Origin of the sequence: Photobacterium damselae, assembly GCF_003026815.1 — a bacterium.
Classification (GTDB): Bacteria; Pseudomonadota; Gammaproteobacteria; order Enterobacterales; family Vibrionaceae; genus Photobacterium; species Photobacterium damselae.
Map to the genome: position 1 here is coordinate 50,721 of NZ_PYOG01000015.1, position 14,005 is coordinate 64,725.

12 protein-coding genes are annotated in these 14,005 nt (G+C 43.9%); 4 read left to right on the plus strand and 8 right to left on the minus strand.

The window, feature by feature from the left end:
* Positions 1-480, plus strand: a complete 480-nt coding sequence (locus tag CTN07_RS13750) for a DUF2489 domain-containing protein (RefSeq protein WP_225314504.1) — start codon at positions 1-3, stop codon at positions 478-480.
* 105 nt (positions 481-585) lie between these two features.
* A complete protein-coding gene (gene hemN, locus CTN07_RS13755; RefSeq protein WP_005301982.1) occupies positions 586-1,959 on the plus strand; it encodes an oxygen-independent coproporphyrinogen III oxidase in 1,374 nt (457 codons plus the stop codon).
* Here hemN and CTN07_RS13760 read toward each other — a convergent pair.
* From CTN07_RS13760 to glnA, 8 genes are all read right to left on the minus strand, one after another.
* Positions 1,952-2,665: an exonuclease domain-containing protein gene (locus tag CTN07_RS13760; protein ID WP_005301980.1), complete on the minus strand. Its 714-nt coding sequence runs from the start codon at positions 2,663-2,665 to the stop codon at positions 1,952-1,954. The two genes, hemN and CTN07_RS13760, sit on opposite strands and share 8 nt — an antisense overlap.
* Entirely contained in the window at positions 2,662-4,524 is a 1,863-nt protein-coding gene (locus CTN07_RS13765; RefSeq protein ID WP_005301977.1) for a DUF294 nucleotidyltransferase-like domain-containing protein, read from the minus strand. Before CTN07_RS13765 ends, CTN07_RS13760 begins: the two co-directional genes overlap by 4 nt.
* Before the next feature lie 142 nt (positions 4,525-4,666).
* Positions 4,667-4,795 (minus strand): hypothetical protein, encoded by a 129-nt coding sequence (locus tag CTN07_RS23255; protein ID WP_005301973.1) that lies wholly within the window; start codon positions 4,793-4,795, stop codon positions 4,667-4,669.
* A 181-nt stretch (positions 4,796-4,976) separates the two neighbouring features.
* A complete protein-coding gene (add, locus tag CTN07_RS13770) occupies positions 4,977-5,981 on the minus strand; it encodes an adenosine deaminase (RefSeq protein WP_005301970.1) in 1,005 nt (334 codons plus the stop codon).
* A 192-nt stretch (positions 5,982-6,173) separates the two neighbouring features.
* Positions 6,174-7,586 (minus strand): nitrogen regulation protein NR(I), encoded by a 1,413-nt coding sequence (gene glnG, locus CTN07_RS13775; RefSeq protein WP_005301967.1) that lies wholly within the window; start codon positions 7,584-7,586, stop codon positions 6,174-6,176.
* A 17-nt stretch (positions 7,587-7,603) separates the two neighbouring features.
* Positions 7,604-8,665, minus strand: coding sequence for a nitrogen regulation protein NR(II) (glnL, locus tag CTN07_RS13780; RefSeq protein ID WP_005301964.1), 1,062 nt, complete (start codon positions 8,663-8,665; stop codon positions 7,604-7,606).
* Between the two features lie 100 nt (positions 8,666-8,765).
* The gene (locus CTN07_RS13785; RefSeq protein WP_005301962.1) at positions 8,766-9,332 is read right to left on the minus strand and encodes a DUF4124 domain-containing protein; all 567 of its coding nucleotides are present in this window, start codon (positions 9,330-9,332) and stop codon (positions 8,766-8,768) included.
* 124 nt (positions 9,333-9,456) lie between these two features.
* A complete protein-coding gene (gene glnA / locus CTN07_RS13790) occupies positions 9,457-10,866 on the minus strand; it encodes a glutamate--ammonia ligase (RefSeq protein WP_005301960.1) in 1,410 nt (469 codons plus the stop codon).
* A 583-nt stretch (positions 10,867-11,449) separates the two neighbouring features.
* Here glnA and typA point away from each other — a divergent pair.
* Both typA and CTN07_RS13800 read left to right on the plus strand, forming a co-directional pair.
* Positions 11,450-13,279, plus strand: coding sequence for a translational GTPase TypA (gene typA, locus CTN07_RS13795; protein WP_005301957.1), 1,830 nt, complete (start codon positions 11,450-11,452; stop codon positions 13,277-13,279).
* A 186-nt stretch (positions 13,280-13,465) separates the two neighbouring features.
* Positions 13,466-14,005, plus strand: coding sequence for an AAA family ATPase (locus CTN07_RS13800; protein ID WP_036764572.1), 540 nt, complete (start codon positions 13,466-13,468; stop codon positions 14,003-14,005).

Below are 14,005 nucleotides of genomic sequence, written 5' to 3' on the forward strand. Positions count from 1 at the left end.
TTGCAGAATACGATGCTTTGGTTTGGACTAGGTAGTGCGGTTGTTGCTGTATTAGCAGCGTATGCCGGTTACTTATTGTATAAGCTTTATCGTCAACATCAGCGCCATCAGGCGTTTTTAGAACGAACAAAAGCGTTACAAGCTGAAAAAATTGCCCAACGCAATGCAACTATTTTAGACAGTGTCTATATTATTGCAGAAGCTGGAGTCAATGATCAGTGTGATATGTCTGAGATTTCTATTCGCTTATTTAAGTTGATGGAAGCACTGCAGCATGATAAAGCGGTAGACTTTGCCGCTCAATATCCTGCTCTGCATGAGTTATATCAAGTAGTAAAAGATATGCCTCGCAGTGAAGCGCGCCGTAATATTGAAAAGCGTCAGCGTATGCGTCTCGACTTAGATCGAATGAAAGCAGAAGCTCGTTTGGTTGATGATATCAAGCAAGAGCTCAATTCTATTCTGGCGATGAAATCTTAAAGCCATAATGAAGGCATAAGCTTTTGCGCTTGTGTCGGTACGGTAAGTGTTATCCATCATGATACACTTACCGTCTCCTCGCCCTACAAAGTTGGAAGTTCAGTCATGCCAAACACGCAAATTATCTGGGATCAGGCCTTAATCGAAAAATATAACTACTCAGGCCCACGTTATACTTCATACCCAACCGCGTTAGAGTTTCACCAAGAATTTAGTGAAGCCGAATTTGAAACCGCGTGTCACCAGTATCCAGAACGTAAACTGTCGCTTTATGTTCATATCCCATTTTGCCATAAGCTCTGTTATTACTGCGGTTGTAATAAAGTTATCACTCGTCATCAAGAGAAAGCCGATGTTTACCTTGATGCATTAGCGCTTGAAATTGCTCAACGAGCAGCGTTATGTGGCCCTCGCCAAGTGAGTCAGTTGCACTGGGGCGGTGGTACGCCAACATTTTTAACCAAAGAACAAATTACCCGTTTGATGAATTTATTGCGTGAGCATTTTGATTTTGATGCTGACGCAGAAATTTCGATTGAGATAGACCCTCGTCGTATTGAACTGGATATGCTTGATCACTTACGCCAAGAAGGCTTCAACCGCATCAGTATTGGCGTGCAAGACTTTAATAAAGAAGTGCAGAAGGTGATCAACCGCGAACAGGATGAGAAGTTTATCTTTGATTTGGTTCAGCGAGCTAAAGAACTAGGTTTCCGCTCAACTAACCTTGATCTTATCTATGGTCTACCACTGCAAAATCAACAAGCATTCAGTGATACATTGCATGAAGTGTTAAAGATGAAGCCTGGTCGTTTATCAGTCTTTAACTATGCTCACATGCCACAGTTGTTTGCCGCCCAACGTAAGATTAAAGACGAATGGCTACCAGGACCAAAAGAGAAACTGGCTATGTTGCAGCAAAGCATTGCGACATTAACGGGGGCAGGTTATCAGTTTATTGGTATGGACCACTTTGCCTTGCCTGATGATGAACTCGCCGTGGCGCAACGTAATGGTATTTTGCACCGTAATTTCCAAGGTTATACCACTCAAGGTGATTGTGACTTACTGGGGCTTGGTGTGTCTGCGATCTCTATGATTGGTGACTGTTATGCGCAGAACCAAAAAGAGCTCAAAGCCTACTATGCAGATATTGAGCAACAACAGCACGCATTATGGAAAGGGGTACAATTGGACCAAGATGATTTGATCCGTCGTGAAGTGATCAAAGCATTAATTTGTAATTTCCAATTGAAAAAGCACGATATTGAAGCGATGTTCGATCTTAAATTTGATCAATATTTTGCTGAAGACCTACAACTACTTCAAACCTTTATCAATGACGATTTAGTTCGCGTTGATGATGAGATGATTTATGTTGAACCAAAAGGCCGCCTGCTTATTCGTAATATCTGTATGTGCTTTGATAAATATTTACGAGAGCGTGCACGCCAACAGCAGTTCTCTCGCGTTATTTAAGCCAATTAGCTAATGTGCCTGTTTTTTTACCAAAGCAGGCAACTTGCAGCACGAGTAATAATTCTGCCGTTGCAATCGCATCAATAACAGCGCCATGGGCCGGATACGCCGGTAAGCCATGGCGTTGTCGTATCTGGGCTAAACGGTAGTCATTGGCCTTAAGTTGTTGCCGATGAATCGACAGCGATTTTTCAATGGTTAAGGTATCTAACCAGATAATGGGTAATGGCGGCAGTTGGTATCGAGTTGCCAGATAGTGGTTGAGAAAGCGCTGTTCAATCATAGCGCCATGGGCCACCATGATTTTACCTTTCATCGCATTAAATAGAGCTGCCATGGCACAATCTAATTCGACACCATGAGCCAACTTCTCGGTGGTGATATGGTTGATAATAGCCGTTTCTGGCTTCACTTTTTGTTGGCTATCTTTAATCAGTAACTCAGTAGCTGTACTCAAATCGATTCGCTGTTGGCTGATAGTGACAAAACCAACAGATAAAATGTCGTCTTGTTCTGGGTCAAACCCTGTGGTCTCAAAGTCTAATACCAAATACTCCAACTGTGATAATAGGCTATCACTTGGAGGTAATGGGGTGCTTAACCAAGATGACAATGAGTTGGGCAGTGCTTGCTGAACATAACTGTCTCGTTGTTGTTGCAGCTTTTCTAACGGCGACCATCGTTTAAACAGTTGGCTGATGCTCATCGACGTATAAACCGCATTTTGCAGATCTCTTGTAAGTTGGCCACGATACGAAATGCGTCTTTTAAGTGCTTACGTTCAAAACTGCCAAACTGATTAGGATCGATGTAGTTATCTGGAGTATTACCTTGTTTGAGTGCTTGCCACTGATGATGTTGGCGCAGTTGGAGCATAAAACGATAAGCGCCCAATAAATCATCTAAGGTATTTTTATTGATAATTGCGTGCTGGTGGGCATCGATAAAACGTTGTTCGGTGGTCATGGCATCACTTTGAGCGGCCAGTGCGTAAACTCGGGCTAAATCCACCATAATATTAATGGCGTATTTTTTAATATTCAGACTCTTACTGTTGCTACCGTTATGCTCAAGCACCAGGTTATTAAAGATCCCCAGCGGTGGTTTAACCGTTAGTGCATTACGTACCAAAGATGAAAGAAATTGTGGATGTTCATCAATGTGGTTGTATAGTTCTTGGCGCAGTTGTTGAGCAAAATCGTCTTCGCCATAAACGGTACGAATTTCAAAAAATACACTGACATTAAGCAGTTTATCGTACTCAGGGCTGGCAACCCATTTACGATAATATTCACGCCAAATTCGCATTGGTTGGCACCATTGTGGTTTGGCTGCCATAAAGCGCCCAGTACAAAGAGGGTAACCACAAGCGGCCAGTCCATTACAGACGAACATGGCTAAATAGTTAAAGTAGGTTTTATCTTGAGGTTGGCTGTGATCAGAAAAAATAATGGCGCTGTCTTGATCTGAGAGTATATGTACTTCGTTGCGCGCATGAGAACCGGCGACAACCCAGGCATAGGGACATGGCGGAGGGCCTAATTTCTGTTCTGCAAAGGTAATTAAGCGGCGGTTGATAGCATCCATAATCATTGCCATCACTTGGCCAATCACTGCTGGTTGCACATGACCTTCCACCAAAGCTTCATAGATAGCCTGACGCTCGGCTGTTAACTGAGCCAGAGCTTCCACCGTTTGAGCATGGTTGATTTTTTCGATCAAAAAGATGGCTTGAACCCGATGCTTACGCACCAGATCCGAGGTTGTTAATAGGCCAACGACTTGTTGATTATCAACTACGGGCAAACTGCGAATATTGTGCTCCATCATCAAGCCAACGGCTTTGAGCACCAAGTCTTGACTGCCAATAGTATAAGGGTGACGTGTCATGACTTGAGTAATTGGGGCATCAGTACTTACCCCATCAGCGATCACCCGTTTTGTCATATCGCGATCTGTGATAATACCGATAATTTGCTGGTTTTCGATGATGACAGCACAAGAGCTATGGTGTTGATAGCGCATGATGCGAGCCACTTCTTTAATGCTCATCTTACTATCAACAATGGCGGGATGACGCTGGGCAACATCTGCCACAGTTTCCACAAATAGCCCTTTCTCAGCATCGGACCAGACAACATTCAAAGCCGATTCCAGACGAGTTTGGGCCGCGGTTGCAAAATGTTGGGCCTGCTCTGGATATTGCGCCAAGATCGAGTTGAGCTTGCTCACTGGGATGAGATACAGCAGGCAGGCGGTTAGTGTAATAGCTTGATAAGGTTCATGCTCTGCACTATCGGCTAAATGGGTAAAACCAAACAGATCTTCTTGCTCTAGTCGTGCTCGCAATGTGCCATTTGGGTGGCGTTGCTCAACTGTTCCTGAGCGGATTAGATAGAGATATTGCTCCTGATCTTTTTGATCAAATTGGATCTCGCTTTTGGCTGCAAGATAGCTAATTTTAATTGACTGGGCTACCTCAACTAAGGCGACTTTTGGCAATTTATCAAAAGGGTCGATATGAGAAATAAAATCAACAATATTCGGAACTAACGTCTCATCCATAGCTAAGATCTCAAGCACGAAAAGGGTCGATTATAACTTGGATAGAATTAAGATTTGGTGAAGTAGGGCGAGTATTGAATGAAAAGCAACACGCTCTCGTTGACATGGGAGAGCGTGTTGGAACCGATCATAACGCGAATGGTTATTGACCTGTGAAGTTAACTGCTGCGATCAGAGCCAAAATACCTGCTGCAAATTGACCTGAGCCATTAGCGGCTAGTTCACTGACTGCGGGCATTGCGACACTGAAAGATAAAATCGTATCTAACATAACGAGGGCCACCAAAGTATTTGTGATGATAAAGAGTCGTTATCATCAAAAGGGAGCGAGCTTAGTTGGTAAGCTCAGCAAAAAAGTGGCGCTATTGTACTCAATAATACGCAGAAGAAAATTGCTCTTGATTAAAAAAACAACACAAACTGCGTATTGATTGAGATTGAGTTATGGTTAATTAGCTACGCTGTGCCGCCAATGTTTTAAGGGCTTGTTTTTCACTATCTGATAGGAAAGCAAGCTCTAGACCATTGATTTGGGCCTGCCGAATTTGCGCTTCGGTTAAGCCCACTTTTGGTGCTGCAACTTCATATTCGTATGGTAGTTCAATACCTTCAACCGCAGGGTCATCGGTGTTTAAACAGGCAAGAATACCGTGTTCAAGGAAAGCTTTAACTGGGTGTGTCTGGTAGCTAGCAACTGTACTGGTTTGAATATTTGAGGTTAAGCAAGATTCAATACCAATTTTGTTTTGTGCCAAGTAATCCATCAATTTAGGATCGTGGATTGCTTTAACTCCGTGACCGATACGAGTTGCGCCTAGCTCAGTAATTGCCTGCCACATGCTCTCTGGGCCTGCTGCTTCACCTGCGTGGATAGTAATGTTAAGGCCTGCATTACGCACTTGTTTAAAGTGTTCGATAAATTGAACGCCCGGTTGGCCTAGTTCATCGCCAGCAAGGTCGATGGCAACTAACTTGTCTTTATGAGCCAGTAAACCATCCAGTTCTTGCTGACAAGCTTCGGTGCCAAAGGTACGACTCATAATACCAATCAGGTTGGCTTTAATACCAAAATCGCGACAACCGGCAGCAACACCATCAGCAACTGCTTCTACTACGCCAGCAATGGGTAACTGATGTTTCATTGCCATGTAGTAAGGAGAAAAACGCAATTCGGCGTAATCAATTTGTGCCCGTAACGCATCTTCTACGTTTTCATACGCAACACGACGGCACGCATCCAAATCACCCAATACGGCAACGCCCCAATCTAACTTAGCAAGAAAAGCCACTAGACTTGGCTCTGCTTCAACAATTTGTACATGTGGGCGTAGTGATTCCACGCTGTTTGCTGGTAGCTCAAGACCAAACTTTTGGCCTAGGTCTAAAATGGTTTCTACACGGATATTACCATCAAGATGACGGTGTAAATCAGTTAAAGGGAGGTGCTTAGTAATCATGGTTATTTTCATCCCAAGTTAAATCGGTATCCCCAGTATAGAAAATCTTGCCTTAAGCGACAGGTTCATATTGGGGATTAAATACATTAATTGCTCGGTATTGCTTCAGTGTTTACCTTAGCTGTTGCCGATTAACTATACATAATAGTGTATTGTCGATGTAACACGGGAATTAATTATGTGAGCTATGTTTTAATCTTTTATATTGAGTTCCTTAATTTTTCGCGTCAGGGTATTGCGGCCCCAACCGAGTAATTTCGCGGCATCTTGTTTGTGACCACGAGTAAATTCTAATGCTGTTTCCAATAGCACTCGCTCAAAAATAGGTTGTGCTTCACTGAGTAAATTCTCTTGGCCGTGGCGTAAGGCGTCTTGCGCCCAAAGCTGTAGCCCTCGATGCCACTCATGTTGCTCATTCAATGCGGCAGATGGTTTATCTATGTCTAATAGCTCTGGTGGCAAATCGGCTGGTAATACTTCATTACCACTGGCCATCACCGTTATCCAGCGACAGGTATTTTCTAATTGACGAACATTACCCGGCCAAGGCATTTGGGTCAGTAAATCTAGGGTATCTGGGTGCAGTGTTTTTAGCTCTACGCCAAGTTCTTTGGCTGCTCGTTGCAAGAAGTGACGGGTCAGTTGGGCGATATCTTGACGACGATCTTTGAGCGCAGGGAGATGAATGCGAATAACATTGAGACGGTGGAAAAGGTCATCACGGAAATCACCATCTCTTACTAACACTTCTAAATCTTGATGGGTTGCGGCAATGATGCGTACATCCACTTTAATTGGAGCATGGCCTCCAACACGATAAAATTGCCCGTCAGCTAATACGCGTAATAAACGAGTCTGGATATCCAGTGGCATATCCCCAATTTCATCTAAAAATAGAGTACCGCCATTGGCTTGTTCAAAGCGCCCCTGACGAACACTGTTGGCTCCGGTAAACGCTCCTTTTTCATGACCAAACAGTTCTGACTCAATTAAGTCTTTTGGTATTGCGGCCATATTAAGGGCAACAAAGGGCTGTTCACTGCGAGGGCTGTGGCGATGTAGGGCGTGAGCAACCAGCTCTTTACCTGTGCCCGATTCGCCATTGATTAATACCGAAATGGATGAACGTGATAGGCGACCTATGGCTCGAAACACTTCCTGCATGGCTGGTGCTTCACCAATAATTTCAGGGGCGGTGTGTTCTTGTGTTTGTGGTTGTTTGGCTCGACGTTGTTCTTGGCTATGGGTTACTGCGCGATCAACCAAAGTGATGGCTTCATCAATATCAAAGGGTTTTGGTAGATATTCAAAAGCCCCTTCTTGGTAAGCATTAACGGCCGAATCGAGATCTGAATGGGCTGTCATAATGATAACCGGGAGGTCGGGGTAGTGTTGCTGCAACGATTTAAGTAGGGCAAAGCCGTCGATCCCCGGCATACGGATGTCTGAGACTAATACATCCGGTAAGCTTCGCTCTAATGCCTGTAATACGCTATCGCCATCAGCAAATGTCTCGCATGCCAGATCGGCCGCATTTAGGGTGCGTTCTAGTACCCAGCGAATGGAGCTGTCATCATCGACAACCCAAACCATTCCTTTACTCATAGTGGTGTCCTCGATGGTTATTTAATAGGTAGATACACAGTAAAAGCGGTATGGCCTGGCCAACTGACCACCTCTATTTTGCCTTGGTGCTGATCGACCAGATTGCGGGCAATAGAAAGGCCCAGTCCAGTACCGTCAGAGCGTCCGCTGACCATAGGGTAAAATAGAGTATCTTGGAGTTGATCAGGAATGCCCGGTCCATTATCAATGAGATCGATTCGGGCCACTGTACGATGGTGTTGCCCTTTGATATTGATTTGATGCTCGGTGCGGGTTTTTAGCACAATTTTTGGTGCAGGGTTTTGGGATTGGGATGCCAGTGCTTGTAGGGCATTGCGCACAATATTAAGTAGAGCTTGTTCCAGCTGCTCACTGTCCATCTCAAAGTCGGGTAAGCTGGGATCATAATCCCGCTCAATGACGATTGATTCTCCCGCTTCGTACTGCAATAACTGTCGTACTCGTTCTAGTACTGCATGGATATTTTGGCTATGACGTAGCCCAGGTTTTTGCGGCCCCAACAAACGATCGACTAAGTTACGTAGCCGGTCTGCTTGCTCGATAATCATCTGGGTATATTCTTGGTATTGATCCGATGGTAATACTTTTTCTAGTAGTTGTGCCGCACCTCGCAAGCCCCCAAGTGGGTTTTTGATTTCATGGGCTAATCCTCTAACCAGTTCTTTGGCTGCCTGCTGCTGAGCATATTGGCTAACTTCATGGCTGATACGACGTTGTTGATCGACGGCTCGTAGCTCTAATAAAACATAACGAGTACCGTTAGCCATAATAGGACTAGCATCAAGATCTAATGTCAGCGCCTTACCATCACAGAGCCCCCAAATAACTTCACTATCAGAAAAACTTTGCCCATGTTCTAGTGCTTGAATTAAATGCTCACTATCTAACGAACAGTGCTGGCCCAATTCATTCAGTTTACTGCCAACTAGTTTTCGTTGGCTTAGAGAAAAGAGTTGTTCACTGGCAGGATTTACTTCACAGATAGTTAGGGTTTCATCAAGCAGTAATACGGCTGTCACTAAATTATCAATGATGGTTGTGGAATCAGGGGCTGTCACGGTTATCGTCCTTGTATGGGAAGCAAGCCAAGTTCATGCACCAAAATAGTGCAATTAAGTGTAGCCTGTTTATCGAAAATCGTGCAGTAAAATCTAATGATTACTCAGTTTTTGGCTTTACGGGTGGAAACTTGGGTTGTAAGGCCGATGCGCGGTGAAGATAAACAGTAATGTTCTCTGATGAAGCAATAACCTTGCCGTTTTTAATTAATTGAATTTGAATCTGATGAGTACCGCGATTGATGTTTTCTAATTGCCAAGTCAGCGTCTGCTGCGGCGTTAAGTACGCTTTGCCATCTAGCAGCAATTGCGCTTGAGTTTGCGCCGTTAATGGGTGGTTTGCGACGGCTGTAACGCGAATATTACCTTCGTTGTTGCGTATGGTCTGATCATGAATGGGGCTGATAATTGAAACCGTTGCTGGTGGTAATAAAGGTTTACTTGGCTGAGCCTCTGTTGATGCTTGAGTGGTGGTTTGCTTAACCTCTTGACTGGTTTTAACTTGAATAACATCGAGTTGATATTCTTGAGCGTTGGGATTGGTTGGGCGATCAGAAAAATGCACCACTCCGTGTTCATCTTCCCACGAGTAAATGGTGGCATTGACCGTATTGGTTACCATCAATAGTAATAATGTTGTGGTCCATACCGCGCAGAGCCTTAGCATAATATCCCTTTATTTTTATTTGCTTACTTCGGGTATTTTTTCAGCTCTGGGTAAGACAACAAGATCAAAAAGACCTGCTTGTGAGGCAGGTCTAAATCTTTATGCGTAATGTAAGTCGGCTTAATTACACTGAGTAGTAAAGTTCAAACTCAAGTGGGTGAGTTGTCATATTCACTTTCTCTACATCTTGTGCTTTTAGCTTGATGTAAGAGTCGATAAAGTCATTAGAGAATACGCCGCCTGCCGTTAAGAACTCGCGGTCATCATCAAGATATTGGAGAGCATCTTTTAGCGATTCGGCAACAGTTGGGATTTCTGCTGCTTCTTCTGCTGGTAGGTCGTATAGATCTTTATCCATCGCTTCGCCTGGGTGGATCTTATTGATGATACCATCAAGACCTGCCATCAACATTGCTGCAAACGCAAGATATGGGTTTGCAGCAGGGTCTGGGAAGCGCACTTCGATACGACGTGCTTTTGGACTTGGTACGACTGGAATACGAATTGATGCACTACGGTTACGTGCCGAGTATGCCAACATTACTGGTGCTTCAAAACCAGGAACTAAACGCTTGTATGAGTTAGTTGCTGGGTTTGCGAATGCGTTGATAGCACGAGCATGTTTAATGATACCGCCGATGTAGTAAAGTGCCATTTCAGATAGGCCGCCGTACTTATCACCTGCAAATAGGTTAACGCCATCTTTTGCGAGAGACTGGTGTACGTGCATACCACTACCGTTATCGCCTACCAGAGGTTTTGGCATAAAGGTTGCGGTTTTACCAAAGGCGTGTGCAACGTTATGAACGACATACTTGTAGATCTGAATCTCATCGGCTTTTGTCGTTAGAGTGTTAAAGCGAGTTGCAATCTCGTTTTGACCTGCTGTTGCCACTTCATGGTGGTGAGCTTCGACAACAAGGCCCATCTCTTCCATGATAAGACACATTGCGCTACGAATATCTTGTGATGAGTCAACCGGTGCTACTGGGAAGTAACCGCCTTTAACACCTGGACGGTGACCTTTGTTACCGCCTTCGACATCGCTACCCGTATTCCAAGCTGCTTCAATGTCATCAATCTTAAAGAATGAACCTGACATGTCAGTGTGGAATTTCACGTCGTCAAATAGGAAGAATTCTGGTTCTGGGCCTACAAGTACTGTGTCTGCAATGCCAGTTGAACGCATGAAATCTTCTGCGCGCTTAGCAATTGAGCGAGGATCTCGGTCGTAACCTTGCATGGTTGCAGGCTCAAGAATGTCACAGCGGATATTTAATGTTGATTCTTCAGTAAATGGGTCTAATACTGCACTTGAAGCATCTGGCATCATCACCATGTCTGATTCATTGATACCTTTCCAACCCGCAACCGATGAGCCATCAAACATTTTGCCTTCTTCAAAGAAGTCAGCGTCAATTTGGTGTGCTGGAATACTGATGTGCTGCTCTTTACCTTTAGTATCGGTAAAGCGTAGGTCTACAAATTTAACTTCGTTCTCTTGGATCAGTGCTAATACGTTTTCTACTGACATTCTAACTAACCTCCGGTGTTAAAGACTGGGCATCGGCCTAACTAGGGCATGGAGCAATTCTGTTACTTTTTACATAGCGAGAACCGTGCCAATATTTTTAATCATTAAAAATCAAATTGTTATATAATTTTCTCTGATTAGGTCATCCTTTGTTGCACAAATTTGGGGATTTAATGCACTAATATGGTGCAACTATCGTCGTTGTCCCATTTGCTGAACCAAATTTGTGCTTCTACTATTCAATGATGGCCACTTATTGTCAATCTCTTGCTGGCTGAGCAAAGATTTTTCTCAAATTGACTAGAAAAAAAATAATTTAGGCAATTAACCATACTGCTCTGTGTTTTTGTTTTTATGTGTATGGTTTTAAAGGTTTTTATTTTTATTTTTGATGGTTTTTTTGATGGGGAAAGTAGTAAAAAACAGCAAAAATGTACGGTTGATAAGAAAATATCGAAAAAACCTGGTGATATAAATCACATATTTCGTGGGTTTTGGAGTAAAATCTGTTAGATTATGAGCCGTTTTTTTAACCAAGTAGCGCCATTAGGGTCGCTGCATGTTCTGAGTGAATGTGAAACCCATGTCTAATCCACAGATCGATAAATTAAGAAATATCGCAATTATTGCGCACGTTGACCACGGTAAAACAACGCTGGTTGACAAACTGCTTCAGCAGTCTGGCACGTTAGAGTCTCGCGGCGAAGCCGAAGAGCGCGTAATGGATTCTAACGACATCGAAAAAGAGCGTGGTATCACCATCCTTGCTAAGAACACAGCGATTAACTGGAATGATTACCGCATCAACATCGTAGATACCCCAGGACACGCCGATTTCGGTGGTGAAGTTGAGCGTATCATGTCAATGGTTGACTCTGTACTTCTTATCGTTGACGCAGTTGATGGTCCTATGCCTCAGACTCGTTTCGTAACGCAAAAAGCGTTTGCTCACGGTCTTAAGCCAATCCTTGTAATCAACAAGATTGACCGTCCAGGTGCACGTCCTGAGTGGGTAATGGATCAAGTATTTGACCTATTCGACAACCTAGGTGCAACTGACGAGCAGTTAGACTTCCAAGTTGTTTACGCTTCAGCTCTAAACGGTTGGGCAACAATGGAAGAAGGCGAAACTGGCGAGAACATGGAACCTCTATTCCAAGCTATCGTTGAGAACGTAGCAGCTCCTGACGTTGACGTTGACGGCGCACTACAGATGCAGATCTCTCAGCTAGACTACAGCTCTTACGTAGGTGTTATCGGTGTTGGCCGTGTAACTCGTGGTTCTGTTGTTCCTAACCAGCAAGTATGTGTGGTTGGTGCAGACGGTACTAAGCGTAACGGTAAAGTAGGTACAGTACTAGGTTACCTAGGTCTTGAGCGTCACGATGTAGAAAAAGCAACTGCAGGTGACATCATCGCAATCACAGGTCTTGGTGAACTTAAGATCTCTGACACAATTTGTGATGTAAACACTCCAGAAGCACTTCCTGCTCTTTCTGTTGACGAACCAACAGTTACTATGACTTTCCAGGTAAACAACTCTCCGTTTGCTGGTAAAGAAGGTAAGTACGTAACTTCACGTAACATCCTTGAGCGTCTACAAAAAGAACTTGTACACAACGTTGCACTACGTGTAGAAGAAACTGAAGACCCAGATAAATTCCGTGTATCTGGTCGTGGTGAACTTCACCTATCTATCTTGATTGAAAACATGCGTCGTGAAGGCTACGAGCTAGCTGTATCTCGTCCAGAAGTTATCATCAAGCGTGATGAGAATGGTGATCTACAAGAACCGTTTGAAACTGTGACTATCGACGTGATGGAAGAGCATCAGGGCGGTATCATGGAAAACATCGGTCTACGTAAAGGTGAGCTAACTGATATGGCTCCAGATGGCAAAGGCCGTGTTCGCATGGACTTCATGATGCCTTCTCGTGGTCTGATCGGTTTCCAAACTGAGTTCATGACTCTAACTTCAGGTTCTGGTCTTCTTTACCATACATTTGACCACTACGGCCCACACAAAGGCGGTAACATCGGTCAGCGTAACAACGGTGTGTTAATCTCTAACGCAACAGGTAAAGCGCTAACTTACGCTCTATTTAACCTACAAGAGCGTGGTCGTCTATTTACAGAGCACGCAGACGAAGTTTACGAAGGTCAGATCATCGGTATTCACAACCGTTCTAACGACCTAACTGTTAACTGTCTAAAAGGTAAGCAGCTAACTAACGTTCGTGCATCTGGTACTGACGAAGCTCAGGTTCTTTCTCCAGCTATCAAGTATACTCTAGAGCAAGCTCTTGAGTTTATCGATGATGACGAGCTAGTAGAAATCACTCCTGAAAGCATCCGTATCCGTAAGAAACTTCTTACTGAAAACGATCGTAAGCGTGCAGGCCGTACTAAGTAATTATTACTACTTAACGCTTTAAAAAAGCCCCTGTAGCCAAAAGGTTACAGGGGCTTTTTGTTTGTATTGAGATGATTAATACTACAGCCGGCTCTTTGAAGTCGCTCAATGTGAAGAGACGAGAACCAAAGTTTGATAATTATGGTAATTAAAGTGGCGAAAAGATGGGAAAGATAGGGAAATGATATGACAGGCTGTGTGATCCTAACGGGAGGACCTGGAGCGGGAAAAACGTCGGTTATTAATTGGCTTGCTCAACAAGGTTGGCTGACGTTTGAAGAGGCTTCGCGTTATTTAATTATTGAGCAAAGTCAGCATGATAACGGTATCTTACCTTGGACGGATTTACCTCGTTTTGCTGATCTCTGCTTCGCTATGATGAGTGAGCAAAAGAGAGCGGCAAAACAGCAACCCTGGGCATTTTGTGATCGAGCAATGGGGGATATCTGTGCGTATTTAGCTCTTGGTAACCAAGCGATCTCTGTAGAACTGAAACGTGCTTGCTCTGGATATTACCCTCAAGTTTTTGTGTTTACGCCAAAGCAGGAAATTTATCAGCAAGACAGTGAACGTCCTCATACCTTTGCTGAAGCGATGGTTATCCATCAACAATTGGTGGCAACCTATCAGCAATTAGGCTATCAGGTGGTTGAGGTTCCTTGGGGAGAGATAAAAAAACGGGCCGAGTGGATACTGGCCCGTTTAGAATTGGAATCACTTAAGTGA

Coding starts and splice junctions, on each gene's coding strand:
- CTN07_RS23255 (WP_005301973.1), bottom strand. CDS start 4,795: ATGTTAGATACGATTTTATCTTTCAGTGTCGCAATGCCCGCAGTCAGT.
- CTN07_RS13765 (WP_005301977.1), bottom strand. CDS start 4,524: ATGGATGAGACGTTAGTTCCGAATATTGTTGATTTTATTTCTCATATC.
- hemN (WP_005301982.1), top strand. CDS start 586: ATGCCAAACACGCAAATTATCTGGGATCAGGCCTTAATCGAAAAATAT.
- add (WP_005301970.1), bottom strand. CDS start 5,981: ATGATTACTAAGCACCTCCCTTTAACTGATTTACACCGTCATCTTGAT.
- CTN07_RS13800 (WP_036764572.1), top strand. CDS start 13,466: ATGACAGGCTGTGTGATCCTAACGGGAGGACCTGGAGCGGGAAAAACG.
- CTN07_RS13785 (WP_005301962.1), bottom strand. CDS start 9,332: ATGCTAAGGCTCTGCGCGGTATGGACCACAACATTATTACTATTGATG.
- CTN07_RS13760 (WP_005301980.1), bottom strand. CDS start 2,665: ATGAGCATCAGCCAACTGTTTAAACGATGGTCGCCGTTAGAAAAGCTG.
- glnA (WP_005301960.1), bottom strand. CDS start 10,866: ATGTCAGTAGAAAACGTATTAGCACTGATCCAAGAGAACGAAGTTAAA.
- typA (WP_005301957.1), top strand. CDS start 11,450: ATGTCTAATCCACAGATCGATAAATTAAGAAATATCGCAATTATTGCG.
- glnG (WP_005301967.1), bottom strand. CDS start 7,586: ATGAGTAAAGGAATGGTTTGGGTTGTCGATGATGACAGCTCCATTCGC.